Annotated in this window: 15 protein-coding genes and 3 riboswitches; of the genes, 12 read left to right on the top strand and 3 right to left on the bottom strand. The window is 67.8% G+C overall.

Going from position 1 to position 15789, the window contains the following annotated elements:
- Position 1: 1 nt before the first annotated feature.
- A complete protein-coding gene (locus AC5RVD_RS05635; RefSeq protein ID WP_494126316.1) occupies positions 2 to 841 on the bottom strand; it encodes an ABC transporter ATP-binding protein in 840 nt (279 codons plus the stop codon).
- A 361-nt stretch (positions 842 to 1202) separates the two neighbouring features.
- On the opposite strand from AC5RVD_RS05635, the gene AC5RVD_RS05630 reads away from it, so the two are divergent.
- Positions 1203 to 1568, top strand: coding sequence for a VOC family protein (locus tag AC5RVD_RS05630; protein WP_494122238.1), 366 nt, complete (start codon positions 1203 to 1205; stop codon positions 1566 to 1568).
- Positions 1569 to 2121: 553 nt separating this feature from the next.
- On the opposite strand, the gene AC5RVD_RS05625 is transcribed toward AC5RVD_RS05630, so the two are convergent.
- Positions 2122 to 2664 carry a helix-turn-helix domain-containing protein gene (locus tag AC5RVD_RS05625; protein WP_494126315.1) on the bottom strand — a complete coding sequence of 181 codons (543 nt, stop codon included), beginning with the start codon at positions 2662 to 2664 and terminating at the stop codon, positions 2122 to 2124.
- A 119-nt stretch (positions 2665 to 2783) separates the two neighbouring features.
- Between AC5RVD_RS05625 and AC5RVD_RS05620 the strand changes: the two genes are divergently transcribed.
- The 9 genes from AC5RVD_RS05620 to AC5RVD_RS05580 all read left to right on the top strand — a co-directional run bounded on the left by AC5RVD_RS05620 (position 2784) and on the right by AC5RVD_RS05580 (position 13671).
- Positions 2784 to 4115: an alpha/beta hydrolase gene (locus tag AC5RVD_RS05620; protein ID WP_494126314.1), complete on the top strand. Its 1332-nt coding sequence runs from the start codon at positions 2784 to 2786 to the stop codon at positions 4113 to 4115.
- A gap of 133 nt (positions 4116 to 4248) precedes the next feature.
- A complete protein-coding gene (locus AC5RVD_RS05615) occupies positions 4249 to 4665 on the top strand; it encodes a CoA-binding protein (protein WP_494126313.1) in 417 nt (138 codons plus the stop codon).
- Between the two features lie 89 nt (positions 4666 to 4754).
- Positions 4755 to 4869, top strand: a riboswitch (SAM riboswitch).
- 74 nt (positions 4870 to 4943) lie between these two features.
- Complete coding sequence (locus AC5RVD_RS05610; RefSeq protein ID WP_494126312.1) at positions 4944 to 6182, top strand: acyl-CoA dehydrogenase family protein; 1239 nt, start codon at positions 4944 to 4946, stop codon at positions 6180 to 6182.
- Between the two features lie 141 nt (positions 6183 to 6323).
- Entirely contained in the window at positions 6324 to 7580 is a 1257-nt protein-coding gene (locus AC5RVD_RS05605; RefSeq protein WP_494126311.1) for an acyl-CoA dehydrogenase family protein, read from the top strand.
- A gap of 14 nt (positions 7581 to 7594) precedes the next feature.
- Positions 7595 to 9037 carry an APC family permease gene (locus tag AC5RVD_RS05600; protein WP_494126310.1) on the top strand — a complete coding sequence of 481 codons (1443 nt, stop codon included), beginning with the start codon at positions 7595 to 7597 and terminating at the stop codon, positions 9035 to 9037.
- A 61-nt stretch (positions 9038 to 9098) separates the two neighbouring features.
- Positions 9099 to 9189: riboswitch (SAM riboswitch) on the top strand.
- An 88-nt stretch (positions 9190 to 9277) separates the two neighbouring features.
- Positions 9278 to 10693: an LLM class flavin-dependent oxidoreductase gene (locus AC5RVD_RS05595; protein ID WP_494111100.1), complete on the top strand. Its 1416-nt coding sequence runs from the start codon at positions 9278 to 9280 to the stop codon at positions 10691 to 10693.
- Between the two features lie 78 nt (positions 10694 to 10771).
- Positions 10772 to 10863: riboswitch (SAM riboswitch) on the top strand.
- 113 nt (positions 10864 to 10976) lie between these two features.
- On the top strand, positions 10977 to 12035 hold the full coding sequence (locus tag AC5RVD_RS05590; protein WP_494126309.1) for a methionine ABC transporter ATP-binding protein: 1059 nt from the start codon (positions 10977 to 10979) through the stop codon (positions 12033 to 12035).
- Positions 12032 to 12724: a methionine ABC transporter permease gene (locus AC5RVD_RS05585; protein WP_494082989.1), complete on the top strand. Its 693-nt coding sequence runs from the start codon at positions 12032 to 12034 to the stop codon at positions 12722 to 12724. The genes AC5RVD_RS05590 and AC5RVD_RS05585 overlap by 4 nt, the downstream gene beginning before the upstream one ends.
- A gap of 26 nt (positions 12725 to 12750) precedes the next feature.
- Positions 12751 to 13671 carry a MetQ/NlpA family ABC transporter substrate-binding protein gene (locus AC5RVD_RS05580; RefSeq protein WP_494111102.1) on the top strand — a complete coding sequence of 307 codons (921 nt, stop codon included), beginning with the start codon at positions 12751 to 12753 and terminating at the stop codon, positions 13669 to 13671.
- A 28-nt stretch (positions 13672 to 13699) separates the two neighbouring features.
- Here the strand turns inward: AC5RVD_RS05580 and AC5RVD_RS05575 are convergent, their stop codons facing one another.
- Positions 13700 to 14539, bottom strand: a complete 840-nt coding sequence (locus AC5RVD_RS05575; RefSeq protein WP_494126308.1) for a DUF1206 domain-containing protein — start codon at positions 14537 to 14539, stop codon at positions 13700 to 13702.
- A 216-nt stretch (positions 14540 to 14755) separates the two neighbouring features.
- On the opposite strand from AC5RVD_RS05575, the gene AC5RVD_RS05570 reads away from it, so the two are divergent.
- Positions 14756 to 15160 carry an MmcQ/YjbR family DNA-binding protein gene (locus tag AC5RVD_RS05570; protein WP_494126307.1) on the top strand — a complete coding sequence of 135 codons (405 nt, stop codon included), beginning with the start codon at positions 14756 to 14758 and terminating at the stop codon, positions 15158 to 15160.
- 2 nt (positions 15161 to 15162) lie between these two features.
- Positions 15163 to 15726 carry a DUF1990 domain-containing protein gene (locus AC5RVD_RS05565; RefSeq protein WP_494126306.1) on the top strand — a complete coding sequence of 188 codons (564 nt, stop codon included), beginning with the start codon at positions 15163 to 15165 and terminating at the stop codon, positions 15724 to 15726.
- The last annotated feature ends 63 nt before the right edge of the window (positions 15727 to 15789 follow it).

The following is a 15789-nucleotide window of genomic DNA, read 5'->3' as shown; positions in this document are numbered from 1 at the left end:
CCTAATGGCCGTCGACGCCGAGGCTTTCGAGCAGCGAGCGGCGCATTCGGGCCAGCTCGACCGAACCGCGGTCCCGCGGACGGTCGCCGGGAACATCGACGGTGCGAACGATCGTGGCGCCGTCGTCCTCGCAGCCTTCTTCCTTGCCGAGCACGATGATTCTGTCCGCCAGTTGCAGGGCTTCATCCACGTCGTGGGTCACCAGCAGCACGGTGGTGGGTTCCGCCGCGTGGATATCGAGCAGCAAATCCTGCATCTTGATCCGGGTCAGCGCGTCCAGCGCGCCAAACGGTTCGTCCAGCAGCAGCACGCCGGGGTTGCGGGCCAACGCCCGGGCCAGGGATGCCCGCTGGGCCATGCCGCCGGAGACCTCGCGCGGCCGGTGCTTGGCGAAGGTGGCCAGGCCGACCAGTTCCAGCAGCCGGGCGACCTTGGTCTTGCCCTGCTTGGCACTGGAGCTCTTGGGCAGGCCGATGGCCACGTTGGCCTGCAGGGTGTGCCACGGCAGCAGCCGCGGTTCCTGGAACGCGACGGCGCAGCGGGAGTCGATGCCCTGGACCGGCGTGCCGTCGATCTCCACGGTGCCGGCGCTGGGCGAGTCGAGGCCGGCGGTGGCGCGCAGCAAGGTGGACTTGCCACAGCCGGACGGGCCCAGGATGGCCAGCACCTCGCCGGGACGGACATCGAAGTTTACGTCGCGTAGCACGGTGTGGGCCTGGGCTCCCGTGCCGAACGTCCGGTTCAGGCCGCGGAAGGAAACGGCCAGGGCGGAGTCGGAACGGGCCGCGGGTGCAGCGGAAGGGGGAGCCGCGTGGCGGGACGACGACAGTACTGCAGTCATGGGATCACTCCATCGATCCTGGCAGTAGCACCCTACGGATCAAGCCGTGCGGCCCGGCTTCCGCCGGCCGTACCCGTGGCTTGTCACCTCGTTATCACCGGCAGTCTGGGTGGGCTTCCGGTGACCAGGGTTGCTGCGGCGTCGTCGATCCAGGTCTCTCGGCCGCTCGGGATGGTCACCATCAACTAAACGGCACCCGCGGCACTCCCGGCAAACTGCCCGTAATAATGAGCCGTAACAAACACGCGACGAAAGTCTGCCGTAACAAACGCGGCGATCCGCTCGTGGGGGAACCTACCGGGAAACAACCACTTCCCCGCTATCCATGGACGCACCTTCGGGGCAATGGCAGGATGACCGCATGAAAATCAGCAGACAGATCATCGTGTTCGACGCCGCCGACCTCGCGGCGGAGAGCACCTTCTGGGCCAGCCTCCTGGACGGGACGGTCGAGGCCGAAGACGACTGGCACACGGTGATGGTGAACGGCGAGCCTCGGCTGGGATTCCAGCTTGCACCCAACCACATTCCGCCTGACTGGCCGGACGGGACGCCGCAGCAGATCCACCTGGACCTCTACATCGACGATCTCGCGGCCGCGCATGAACAGGCGACGTCATTGGGCGCCAAGCTGCTCAAGCCGGCCAACGACCCGGCGGCCGCCTCGGGGTTCCAGGTGTATGCCGACCCCGCCGGACACCCCTTCTGCCTCTGCTGGGACGCGTAACGGCGGCCCATGTACACCCCTCTTCTGCCCCCCTGATTGAAGGCTTTACTCCCCCTTCTTGCGAGCCCCACGACCAATCACGAACAAGAGACAGATCATGCCAACCGCTGTAAACCATGACCCCACGCTGCCCTGGACTGCGAGGATTAGAGACAACACAAGGACGACCCCGGCGACTGTGGCGAGAATCCAAAGGGATGTGCGCACTGTTCCTCCTGTATTCATCGGGACATGGACTGAATCTATCTTGATGCAGCTGGGGGTAGCCCCGCGTACGGGCGCACCCGGGCCCGCCCGTACATGACGCTCATGGAAGCGTACGGGTATCCACTGCGATGCCGGCGACCGGGGGTATACCCCTTCGGGCCCGCGTCAGCGCCCTCCCGGGTCATAACGACGGCAATGCCTCCTCCCGCCCATGAGCCGCCGACGTCGGCCGCCTCCTCCTCCCGCCCATGAGCCGCCGACGTCGGCCGCCTCCTCCTCCCGCCCATGAGCCGCCGATGTCGCCGCTGCTCCCGGTGCCCGCGTGGCGGACAAGCGGGTCTGGCAGTCAGGCGGGCGGATCCGCCGGGATGAGGATTGTGGAGAACAAGCGGCGGTGCCGCCCCTCTTCCGGGCCGTTGGCCGCCACCTTCTGCGCGGCCGCCCTGATGGCGGAGGTGAATTCCTCGAACTCTTCGTCCGTCATCCAGAGAGCGGTCTGCCGGTAGCCGGCGCCGTCGCGCAGGAAATCCGGATTCTCCCTGGCGGTGTACTGGTCGAAGGCCGCCAGCAGTCCGGCCGCGAAGGCCATGAAGCCGCGACGGTGGTCCTCGGCGGTCATGGAGGCCAAATCGTCTTCGGCCACTGAACTCTTGGCAACGTCCAGCCGGAAGGTGCGTTCGGTGGTGCCGCGGACCGGCCTTTCCTGGGCCACCGCCAGCACGCCGGCCTTAGAGAGCGTGCCGATGTGCCGGTAAAGCGTTGCCGTGGGAATGTCGGGGAGTTCGGCGGAGATCTCCGCCGTGGTCAGCTCGCGGTTGCCCAGCAGCGTCTGGACAATCCGCAGGCGCACCGGGTGCAGGATCAGGTCGGCGCTCGGCGAGGAGGACATGGCTCTACATTCTCACGGTTGACATTGTTCCCACAACTGATAATAATCGTACTGTCCGGCACGGGAACCGGGCTCGAACGACCAAGACGCGAGCAATAAACGACCCGAAGGGAGGCGCAGTGGCGGCGCTAGTGGTGGGGAACAAGGACGTCCTGCTGGAGTTGGACCGGTTTGAGAAAGTTGCGGGGCTGCTCGGCGACCAACGTTTCCCGCTGTCTGCGGTGACCTCCGTCCGGGTGCTCGCGGACGCGTTCGACGGCGTCCACGGCCTGCGGGCGCCCGGGCTTGCGATCCCGGGACGGACTCGGGTGGGAACATGGCGCGGCCGCGGCAGGACCATCGCCGTCGCCCGCCGCGGTACCCCGGCAGTGCAGCTTGACCTGAACGGGCAAAAGTACGCCCGGGTAGTTGCGTCGCTTCCCGATGCGGAGGATGTTGCGGCCCGGATCCGTGCCGCCGCCGGCCTGCCCGCCGGGCAATCGGTCACGGAAGAAGAGGTCCGCTTCTCCTCCGGGACCGTGCAGCTGGCCGGAACATGGGCCGAGCCGACCGGCCAGATGCGTGCCGTGGCGCTGATCCTGCCCGGGTCCGGACCGATCGACCGCAATGCCGACCATAAACGGATGCCGTTGGGCATCAGCCGTGACTTGGCAAACGCGCTGGCCGGCCACGGGATCGCTTCACTGCGCTACGACAAGCGCGGCACGGGCGACTCGAAGGAAAGCTTTTGGGCGGCCGGTTTTCGTCAGAACACCGACGACGCCGCGGCCGCCCTGCGGTGGATGGGCACGCAAAAGGCAGGGGACCTGCCGGTGTTCCTGGTCGGCCACAGCGAAGGCAGCTACCATGCAGCGGCCGTGGCGGCGGATCCCGGCACGCGGGTGGATGGCGCAGTGCTGCTTTCAGCCTCGGCACAGACAGGCTTTGAGACAGGCAGATGGCAGACAGCCCAGATCAGCGACTCGCTGCCCGCCTTTCCGCGCTTGCTGCTGAAGCTCTTCCGCCAGGATCTGGTCAAGATGCAGGCGAAGTCGGTGGAAAAACTTCGGATCACCACCCAGGACGTGGTGCGCATGCAGGGCCGTAAAATCAACGCCCTCTGGCATCGGGAGTTCCTTGACTTCGACCCCGTTCCGTACCTGGGGCGCCTACAGATGCCGGTGCTGGCCATCACGGGCGCCAAGGACGTGCAGGTGGACCCGGCCGACCTGGACATCATCGCGGCCACCGTTCCCGGTCCGGTCACGACGCGGAAGATCGAGGACCTGTCGCATTTGCTGCGCCGGGACCCGAACGCTCCGACCCTCGCCGACTACAAGCGCCAGATCCGCGAGCCCGTGGACGCTGAACTGCTCGAACTGGTGGGGCGTTGGATCTCCGAGCAGGCCGGCACTGCCTCCGGAACGTCCGGTGCGGCTGGAACTTCTGCCCCCGGGCAGCTGGCTCGCTAGTCACTGAGCGCACGGAGGGCCCCCAGAGCTGCCGCATGGCATTGGAGCCGCCCGAGATTGGGTATCTGCCTCTCGGTGAGGCGGCAGGGCGCGGGCGGTTCCGGTGCAGAAGAGTCGCGGGTAGGGTCGAGCCATGGCACACCAGAATGACCCCAAAGTCGTCCGGCGGCTGCTGGAAACCCCGGGCCGCTGGGCCGTCGTCGGCCTGTCCACGAACCCGCACCGGGTGGCCATGCGCATTTCCCGGTACCTGATGGACCAACTGGACATGGAAGTCGTCCCCGTCAACCTGAAAGGCGACGACGTCCTCGGCCTGACCGGATACCAAAAGCTCGCGGACATTCCCGGCGAGATCGACGTGGTGGACTGCTTCGTGAACTCGCAGAAGGTCGGACCGGTGGTGGACCAGGCCATCGAAGTCGGTGCCAAGGCGGTGTGGCTCCAGCTGGGCGTCGTCGATGAAGCCGCCGCGGACCGGGCCAAGGCGGCCGGCCTGGACGTAGTCATGGACACTTGCCCGGCGATCGAGGCCCCGCACTTCGGCCTCTAGCCCCGGCGCCCGTAACATTACGCCCCGGGACGTCACGGCCTGTCACGTGCTTCCCGGCGCCGGATCGGCCCCGGCATACTCAACTCCGAGATCAAGAGTCCCAACGACAAGCTCTGGCTGGTTGGGCGGCAACCCTCTCCCGTAGCGGGGTGCCCCAGATGAGGATCCGGCCGCGCACAAGACCGTGCCCGGCAAGTACGGCCCCCGCCAGGCTGCGCCCCCAACCGTGATGGTTGCTGCGCCGCAGGCAGGCGGGAGCCCCGCCTTGAGGAGCCAACATGACCGCCGTCGTGACCGAAATCAACCCGCAGACCGGCCGATCCCCGTGGGCCGGACAGGCCGCCGCCGAAGAACTGGCCCACTGGCAGCAGATAGCCGAAGGCGTTGCCGCGGCGCTGGCGCCGGACGTGCTGGAGCGCGACCGCCGCAACGCCGACCCGCACGCCGAGGTGGAGCTGCTGCGCAACTCCGGGCTGCTCAACCTGATAATCCCGGCCGAATGGGGCGGCGAGGGCGGGCACTGGGAAAGCGCGCTGCACGCCGTGCGCATCCTGGCCCGCACCGACGCGTCGATCGCGCAAATTCTCGGCTACCACTACGCCAATCTGGGCGCCGTCGTCTTCTACGGTGATGCGCAGGTCCAGGAACGCCTGCTCCGCCGCTCCGCGCTCGGCCGCTGGTCCTGGGGCGACTCCGTGAACCCCGTGGACCCGAATCTGGAACTGGTTCCCGACGGCGACGGCTACCGGCTGAATGGCATCAAGCACTTCTCCACCGGCGCTTCCGTCGGCGACGCCATCCTGGTCAATGCCGTGATCACGGCCGGGCCGGCGCAGGGCACGTTCCTGGCCCTCGCGCTGGAGCATGACAGAACGGGCATCGACTACCTCGGGGACTGGGACGCGCTGGGCCAGCGCCTCTCGGCCAGTGGTTCGGTGAAGTACGACGGCGTGCAGGTCAGCGCCGCGGACATCATCGGCGAGGTAGGGGAGGAGCCTTTCTCCACACTGGTCACCCCGTACATCCAGCTGGCCTTCGGCAACCTCTACCTGGGCATCGCGCAGGGGGCGCTGGACCGCGGACGCCGGATCACGCTGGCGCGCCGGAACTCCTGGTTCCTCAGCACGCAGGAGACCTACGCCCAGGATCCGCTCACCCAGCGGGTTTACGGCGAGCTGGCTTCGCGGGTTGCCGCGGTGGAAGCCCTGGCCGACCGGACGAACGCAAGGTTCGACGCGGTCATCGCCGCCGGCGCGCAGCTGACCGCGGAAGCTCGGGCGAACATCGCGATCGAGATCGCGCGGCTCAAGGTCGTGTCCACCGAGGTGGGTGTGGACGTGGCGAACCGTATCTTCGAGACCACCGGCTCGTCCTCCGCGAAAACCGACGTCGGGCTGGACATTTTCTGGCGTAACATCCGCACGCACACGCTGCACGACCCGGTCGACTACAAGAAGGTCGAGGTCGGCGCCAACTACCTGCTCGGGGACGTCCAGCCGATTTCGCTCTACACCTGAGCCGCGCCTAGCGCAGGCGATATTCCCCGTGCCCGCGGACCCCATCACGACTGCTCGCCGACCACGGGCCCCATCACGACTGCCCGCCGACCGCGGGCCCCATCACCCCGCCCTCGCGGCAGAACCTCCAGGAGAACCAGCATGACCGAAACCATTGACGACATCGCCACGGCCTTCGGCGCCGCAGCCGCCAAGTACCGTCCGATCTTCGCGCGCATCGCAGCCGGGGCGCTGAGCCGCGAGCTCACCCGCGAGCTGCCGTTTGAACAGATCGGCTGGCTGAAGGACGCCGGCTTCGGCGCCGCCCGGATTCCGGCCGAGTTCGGAGGCGACGGGCTGGACTGGGAAGAGTTCACCCAACTCCTGATCGAGCTGGGCGCCGCAGACAGCAATATTCCGCAGGCGCTGCGTTCGCACATCGCCTTGGTGGAGGAGAACCTGTACCACCACGGCCGTACCTCGGACCGCAGCGCCTGGCTGCGGCGCTTCGCCTCCGGCGAGCTGGCCGGCAACGCCTGGACCGAACCGGGTGCCGGGGGAACCGCCACCGTGCTGTCCGAGTCCGGCGGCAGGCTGCTGCTGAACGGCCGCAAGTCCTACACCACCGGCACCATTTTCGTGGACTGGATCGATGTCACCGCCAAGCGCCCGGACGGCTCCGATGTCTCGGTGATCATCTCAACCAAGACGCCGGGCGTGGAAACCTTCGACGATTGGGACGGTTTCGGCCAGCGGCTGACGGGCAGCGGCACCACCGTGTTTACCGACGCGGTTGTGGATCCGGCCAACGTGTCAGCCTTCGCCGACCGCTTCCCGTACCAGACGGCGCTCTACCAGCACATCCTGTTGGTCACCCTGGCCGGTATCGCCCGGGCCGTCACCGCCGAAGCCGCAGACAACGTGCGGGACCGTAAGCGGGTGTTCGGCCACGGAAACGGCCCGCTGGTCCGGCACGACGCGCAAGTCCTGCAAGTGGTCGGCGAAATCAGCGCCACATCCTACGCCGCGACGGCGACGACCCTGAGTGTGGCCCGCAGCCTGGACAGGGCTTTCGAGGCTCGGCGCCTGGATGCCGACGCCGAAAAGTCGGCCAACATCGCCGTCGAACTGGAATCGGGCCGGGCGCAGATAGTGCTCAGCACCCTGGTCCCGGACGCCGCGGGCGCCCTCTTCAACGCGCTCGGTGCTTCCTCCACCAGCACCGACAAGGCGCTGGACCGGCACTGGCGCAACGCCCGCACCGTGGCGACGCACAACCCGTTCATCTACAAATCCCGAATCGTCGGCGAGTGGGAAGTCAACGCCACGGAACCCCCCTTCGTGTGGACCATCGGCGAGGCCAATGCCGACGCCGACCGTCCGCCAGTCAGCCCCGCCGTCCGTTCCGCGGCCGTCTAGGAAGAACGCACACCATGTCTGTATCCACCAGTAATCCAACCCTCGCGGCACCCGAAGCCGCGGCCGGCGCCGCCGGCGCTCCGCGGCTCTCCGGCCGGCTGGGTGTCGCCAGCATCGTGCTCATCGTGCTGGCCGCAGCGTCGCCGCTGGGCGTCATCGGCGGAACCGTCCCGCTGGCCATCGTCAGCGGCAACGGCGCCGGCCTTCCCTTCATCTACCTGCTGGCCATGGCAATTCTGCTGTTGTTTGCCGTCGGCTTCACCACCATGACACCGCATGTGCCAACCGCCGGCGCGTTCTACAGCTACGTCGACAAAGGCCTCGGCCGCAGGGCAGGCCTGGGGGCGGCCTTCGTGGCTCTGCTCTCCTACCTCGCCCTGGAAGCGGGCGTCTACGGCCTCTTCGCCCCGGCGGTCGACGAGGTGGTCCGCGCCTACGGCGGCCCCGAACTGCCCTGGTGGGTGTGGGCCGCGGCCGCGCTGGCGGCCGTCGCTTGGCTGGGACACCGCAACATCGAACTCTCCGGCAAGGTGTTGGCCGTGCTGCTCGTGGCCGAGGTGCTGATCGTGCTGGTCCTGGACGCCTTCATCATCTTTGACGGAGGGGGTGCCGGCGGCCTGTCCACCGGGTTCGCCACGCCGTCCACCGTCCTGTCCGGGGCGCCCGGCATCGCGTTGCTGTTCGCCATCCTGAGTTTCATCGGCTTCGAGGCCACCGCAGTCTTCCGCGACGAAGCCCGCGACCCGGACAAGACCATCCCGCGCGCCACCTATGTAGCCCTCATCGTGGTGGGCACCTTCTACGCCCTCTCCAGCTGGCTGCTGATCAGCGTCTGGGGCGACGACGGAATCGTCCAAAAGGCCACGGACGCGCCGGGCACCATGCTCTCGGAGACCACAACGCTCTATCTGGGCACGGCCGGCAGCCACATCATCCAACTGCTGCTGGCGACCAGCCTCTTCGCCTGCATCCTGTCCCTGCACAACATCGGTTCCCGCTACTTTTTCCAAGTCGCCGGGCAGGGCATCTTCCCGGCCAAGCTGGCCAGCACCCACGCCCGGCACCACTCCCCGCATCTGGCCTCCGCGGCGGCCAACACGGTGGTGGCCCTGTTCCTGCTGGCCGCCGTCGTGGCCGGCTGGGATCCGATCATGCAGTTCTACACCTGGTTCGCCGGCTTCGCGTCGCTGGGAATCGTGGTGCTTATGACGCTGACCAGCGCAGCCGTCCTGGTCTTTTTCCGCCGGAACGGTGCGCCCCTTCGGGACTGGAAACGCACCGTCGCCCCTGCACTCGGACTGATCGGGCTGCTCGGAATTCTGGCGCTGATCCTGCAGAACCTCCCGACCCTGGTTGGCAACAGCGTCCCGCTGGCGGTCGCCGTCGTCGTCCTGATCCTGCTGTGCTTTGCGGCCGGAGCCGTGGTCCGCGCCCAGCGGAGGCAGCCTGTGTCCTGAGTTACCTCGCGTGACGGCACACATTTCCCTCCGGGACGTCCCCGGGTGTCCAATGGAGGGGTACCCATCCAGAGCGGCCGAGAGACCTGGCTTGTTGACGCCGCAGCAACCCCCTCCTTTGAGGAAGGTGCTACCGCCAGGACCGATGGAGAAGCTCGATCTCTCGTTGGTCTTCCGTTGGCAGCCGCATGCCCAACGGAGGGCCGGCGCGGGCTCTTCTCATCAGAAAAGGAGCCTGACATGACCCTGAACAACCCGAACCCCAACTCCCGGCGCCAGATTCGTTTCAACGCCTTCGACATGAACTGCGTGGGCCACCAGTCGCCCGGACTGTGGCGCCACCCGCAGGACAAGTCCGCCAACTACAACACCATCGGCTACTGGACCCACCTGGCCAAGGTGCTGGAAAAGGGCCTGTTCGACGGCCTGTTCATTGCCGACGTGCTCGGCACCTACGACGTCTTCGGGTCCTCCAACGAGACCACGCTGCGCGCCGGCACACAGGTTCCGGTGAATGATCCGTTCATGCTGGTCTCGGCGATGGCCGCGGTGACCGAAAACCTCGGCTTCGGCGTCACCGCCGGCACCGCCTACGAGCACCCGTACCCGTTCGCCCGCCGCCTGGCCACGCTGGACCACCTGACCAACGGACGGGTCGGCTGGAACGTGGTCACCGGTTACCTGCCCTCGGCGGCGCGCAACATGGGCCAGGAAGACCAACTGGAGCACGACGAGCGCTACAACCACGCGGACGAATACCTCGAGGTCATCTACAAGCTGCTCGAGGGCTCGTGGGAGGACGACGCCGTGGTCAAGGACGTCGAGACCGGCGTCTTCACCGACCCGGCCAAGGTCCACGAGATCCGGCACGAGGGCAAGTACTTCAAGGTCCCCGGCATCGCGATCACCGAGCCGAGCCCGCAGCGCACCCCGGTCATCTTCCAGGCCGGGGCCTCCAAGCGCGGCACCGAGTTCGCCGCCGGGAACGCCGAGGCGGTGTTCGTGACCTGCCCGACCAAGGAGATGCTCGCGGCGTCGGTGAAGAAGATCCGCGACGCCGTGGAAGCGGCGGGGCGCGACCGCTACGACGTACGCATCTACGCGATGCAGACCGTGGTGACCGGACCGGACACCGCCACCGCGCAGGCCAAATTCGAGGACTACAAGTCCTACGCGGACATTAACGGCGCTCTTGCCCTGATCTCCGGCTGGATGGGCGTTGACCTCTCCACCTACGGCCCGGACGACGTGATCGGCGGGAACGTGAAGTCCAATGCCATCCAGTCCTCGGTGGAAACCTTCCAGAAGGCTTCCGGCGACAGCGGCAAGCCGTGGACCATCCGCCAGCTGGCCGAATGGGTCGGCGTCGGCGGCTTCGGCCCGATCACCGTCGGCTCCGGCGCGGAGGTGGCCGCCAAGCTGGTGGAGTGGGTCGACGAGACCGACGTGGACGGGTTCAACCTGGCCTACGCCATCACCCCGGGCACCTTCGAGGACATCGTGGAATACGTCGTGCCGGAGCTGCAGAAGCTGGGCGCCTACCCCACGGAATACGCGCCGGGGACCCTGCGCAACAAGCTCTTTGGCCGCGGCGACAAGCTGCCGGAGAACCACCGCGCCGCCGGCTTCCGCCTGCAGAACGCGCTGGTCGACTAAGCGTCGGCAGCAGCAGAACCAGCTAAACAACGACGCCGGTGCGCCGCCCCTTCAGGGGGCGGGCACCGCTGTCGGCAAGAACCATCCAGAGCGGCCGAGAGATCTGGCTCGATGACGCCGCAGCAACCCCGGCAACTGCCGCACGGTGCTAACGCCAGAACCGATGGAGAACCCGGGCCGGCCCGGAACCGGCCGCGCCATGCCTGCGCGCCGTGATCGGCTGTGCCCGGGGCTCCCTGACCTTCAGGAGCAGCATGAAAAGGTATGCCGCGGGCGGCCCGCAATGATAGAAATCCGCAATCTGCACAAGAGCTACGACACGCGCCACGGGACGGTCGAGGTGCTCAAGGGCATCGACCTGACCATCGAGCAGGGGTCGATCACCGCCGTCGTCGGCCCTTCCGGCGCCGGCAAGACGACCCTCTCCCACTGCATCTCCTTGTTGGAAAAACCGACCTCCGGCCAGGTGCTGGTGGACGGCCGCGACCTGTCAGCACTGTCCGGACAGGCATTGCGCGGCGAACGCCGCGCCATCGGCACGATCTTCCAACACTCGGCCCTGCTGCGCCGGATGACGGTGGCGGAGAACGTGGCGCTGCCGCTGCGAAACCTCGGCGTGGTGCACGCTCAGATGGAGGACCGCGTGGCCGAACTGCTGGACCGGGTGGGCCTGCTGCACAAGGCCAACGCCTACCCCGGCCAGCTGTCCGGCGGCCAAAAGCAACGGGTCGGCATCGCCCGGGCGCTGGCACTTCGTCCCCGGATTTTGCTCTCCGACGAATCGACGTCGGGCCTGGATCCGGAGTCCACCCAGCAGATCCTGGACCTGCTGGACGACGTGCGCACCGAACTGGGGTTGTCGGTCATCCTGATCACCCATGAGATGGACGTGGTGCGCCATGTCGCCGACCAGGTGGCCGTGCTCTCCGGCGGCCGCGTCGCGGAATACGGGCCGATCGGCGCCCTGGTGGCCGATCCGGCCTCCGCCGCCGGCCGCCAACTGCTGCCAATCCGCGCCCTCCCGCTGCCGGCCGGCTTCGACTACGCCCTGTCCGTCTCGTACCGGCACGGGCCGGTGGACCCGGAGTGGATGACCCGCCTGTCCACCGGCTTGGGCGTGCGCGTGGCGCTGCTCGGCGGCTCGGTGGAAGCCCATGGTGAAGCGGTGCTGGGCCGCGCCGACATCGGTGTCGCCGGCCGCCCGGAGGCCGAGGTCCGCGCCTACTTGGCCGGCCTGGGCCTTACCGCAGAGGCACGCCACCGTGCCGTGGACGCGGCGGAAACGCCGCCGTCGGACGCAAAGGATCATGCAAGGAACGAGAAAATCGAGGTGCACGCATGAGGCCCGCAGAAACCGCCGCCGTCGGGCTGGACACGCCCTGGGCGGACCTGCCCGCGCTGCTGCTGCCGGCCTACGGCGAAACCTGGGCGATGGTCGGCATCGTGATGGTCATGGTGATCCTGGTCGGCGGCGCAACCGGCGTGCTGCTGTACAACACGGACGGCCGCGGCCTGTTCCCCCGGCCCCGCCTGCACGGAACGCTCAGCTGGCTCGTCAACATGGGCCGCTCGCTCCCGTTCCTGGTGCTGATGGCCGCCATCATCCCGCTGACCAAGTGGGTCACCGGAACGACCATCGGCATTGCGGCGGCCGTGGTCCCGATGACACTGGCCGGCATTCCGTTCTTCGCCCGGCTGGTGCAGAACGCACTCAACGACCTGCCGCGCGAGAACATGGCCGTCGGGCTGGTCACGGGCAGTTCCACCGGGCAGATCATCCGGCAGACGCAGCTGCGCGAAGCCCTGCCAGGTCTTACGTCAGCGGTCACGCTCAACACCATTTCGATGATCGAATACTCGGCGATCGCCGGGACCATCGGCGCCGGCGGCATCGGCTACCTGGCCGTCACCTACGGCTACCAACGGTTCGACACCCACGTCATGGCGGCCACCATCGTTGTCCTGATCATCACGGTGCAGCTGGTGCAGTTTGCCGGCGACCGGATCTCCCGCGCGCTGCTGCGCCCCTAGCCACCGACCAACAGGAGCATCACATCATGAGCACCCCTTCCGCCGGGTCCGGCCACGACCACGGCTTCACCCTGCGCAAACAGACCACCGCCCTGCCGTGGAGCATTGCCGCCCTTGCCGCCGTCGTCGCACTGGTCCTGGGGCTGCTGCTGGTGCAGCAGCAGTCAGGGCCGGCCGTCGCGGCATCCGGCAGCGAGGTCACCTCGCCGCTGAAAGTCCACTTCGAACCGGCGATGGCGGGGGAGGAGAAGATCCTGAAGTTCGTCGCCGAGGAAATCGCCCCCGACTACGGCGTGGAGATCGAGGCAGTGGGCCTGCAGGATCCGGTCCAGGCCAACCGCGCGGTGGCCGATGGGCAGTTCCACGCCACCATCTTCGAACACCAGTGGTACATGCAGCAGTCCGCCGACGCCAACGGGTTGGAACTGACGCCCACGGTGGAGCTGTACCAGTGGGGTTTCGGCCTCTACTCAACCCGCTACGGCTCGGTGGAAGACCTGCCGCGCGGAGCCGTGCTGCTGCTGCCCAACGACGCCGCCAACCAAGGCCAGGCGCTGTGGCTGCTGCAGCGCGAGGGACTGCTGGAGCTGGATCCCGCGGTGGAGCCGCGAACAGCAAAGATCCGCGACGTCACCGGCAACCCGCGCGGTTTCGAGCTGAAGGAAGCCGACCTGCTGGCGATGCCGCGGATGCTCGACTCAGTCGATGCCGCGATCGGCTACGTCTCCCAGTTCGACGCCGGCAAGATCGGCCGCGACAAGGGCATCCTGTTCCCTGCGGCGCCGAAGACATTCGCCTCCCGCCTGGTGATCGGCACCCAGTTCAAGGACAGCGCGGAGAGCAAGAAGCTGATCGAGATCTTCTCGGATCCGCGGCTGGAGGAGTACCTGCACACCACGGAGGATCCGCTGGTCAAGGACGTGCTGACGCCGGTCTCCACGGAGTAGGGCCGACACGCGAGAGGCCCCGGGCGCGCTACATCTTGGCGTAGCGTGCCCGGGCGCCCATGTACAGGCCGTAACAAATCAGGCCGACGGCGACGAGGGCGAGTGCGGCGGGGCCGAAAGCCTGGTCGCGCAGTGCCTTGAGCGCCCCGTCCAGCCCCTTGACCTCCTGCGGGTCGTGCTGCACCGCGGCCACCGCCAACAGCAGCCCCAACACGAACAGCGCCAGCCCCTTGCCCACATAACCCACGACGCCGAGCCACGTCACGGCGGTGCCGGTGTTGCCCCGGGGGGGCCTCTTAAGGTCGCTCAGGAACTTCTTCTTCAGTCCCTTGAACACGTAGAAGACGCCGGCGCCCATGATGACAGCGCCAATCAGGAACAGGACAACGACACCGCCGGGCCATTGCATCAGCCTGGTGCTCGCGTCCTGGGAACTCTGGCTGCTGTCGGCGCCGGAGCCCAACGCGAAGCTGCCGAACGACACCGCCACCACCGTGTACGCGATGGCCAGTCCCACGCACTTAGCCCGGTAGCCCCACTTCTTCTTAGCCTGGCGGCCGCGGCCCCCGAACACCGCTTCGCTGATCTGCCACAGGGCCAAGGCCGCGGCGGCAAGCATGCCCGCCCAGAGCAGGAACAATCCTCCCGGGCGCTGCGCCAGGCTTGAGGCGGCCCCGGTCTGGTCCGCCTCGCCACCTCCGCCGAACGCCAGTCGGAGCGCGATTGCGCCAATCAGCACGTGCAGCAGGCCGCTGGCCACGTATCCGAACCGCGCTACCCGCTCGAAAACCTTGGAATTGGCGGCGTCCTCGGTCTTGTCTTTCGCCCTGCCGGCTGCCCGCTTCGCTTCCCTGCCGGTGTCTGCCATGGGTCTCCTCTCCAAAGCCGTGGCCCATTCCGAAACCCGCCGGCGGCACGGAAGCCCCGCCGTCGTTCCCCGTGAAACAACTGTGAATCCATCCTGCCACCGAAGTTGCCGCCGCGCATTGGGCGAACTCGGGCGGCCGCGGGGCATGGGCGCGGGCCGCCACGTGGTTCCCCAGAACCGTGACCGGCGCGGGCGGGGCGCAGTAGGCTCGTGCCTATGGACGCAACCGCGCTGCGCGCATTCTGCCTGTCCCTGCCCGAGGCGTTCGAGGATTTCCCGTTTGGCCCCGAGGCGTCGGTGTTCAAGGTCAGGGCGGCGGGACGGGCCGGCAAGATGTTCGCGCTCTCCGACCTGCAGGCGCCGCAGCTGAGCATCAGCCTCAAATGTGAACCGGTGCTGGCGCAGCAGCTGCGCGCGGCGCATCCGGAGATCACGGGTGCCTATCACATGAACAAAACGCACTGGAACGGCGTGCGCTGCGACGGCGAGCTGCCCGACGACATGCTGCGCGACATGATCGAGGACTCCTACGATCTGGTGGTGGCATCACTGCCGCGCCGCGACCGCGAGATGCTGGGCTGGATGGGCCTGGCCAGGGGCGAAGATGCGCGGCAGGGCTAAGGATGAAGGCCAAGGACCTGGGCGGAGCGCGGTTGACGTACGACGGCGTGGGGCTGAGCCGGGAACGCACCTCGCCGCCGGGATACAGGGTCGTCGACGAGCGGGTCGGTGTCGGTGAGGGGGAAGAAGCTTTTCATCGGCTGGCCGAGGGGCTGTTGGGGTGGGAAGTGCATCGGCTGGCCGGGCTGCGGGTGGATGCCACGGGGCCGGTGGCCGCCGAAGGCGTGGAGGTGGTGTGCGGGTTCGGAGTCGGGCCGTTGCGGCTCGCCATCCCGTGCCGCGTCGTGTGGACGGAACGGATGCCAACGCGGACGGGCTTCGGCTACGGCACGCTGCCCGGGCATCCGGAGTCGGGGGAAGAAGGTTTTGTGGCTGTGCTGGAGGGGAGCGGGCGGGTGGTCTTCGAGGTGTTCGCGTTTAGCCGGCATTCCAACTGGTTCTACCGGACGGGCGCGCCGGTGGCGGAAGCCGCCCAGCGGTTGGTCACGCGGCGCTACATTGCGGCAGCCAGGGCGCTCGCAGGCGGGCAGGCCGGGCAGGCGGGCCGGCCTGGGCAGCGCCGCTAACTGACTGGCCGTCGACACGCACCGGCGGGCTGGCGGACAGGCCGGGCGGCGACGCCAACTGAC

This window comes from Arthrobacter sp. THG-b23 (genome assembly GCF_059091265.1).
Note: the sequence above shows the minus strand (reverse complement) of the source record. Positions and strands in the feature narration are given on the sequence as shown.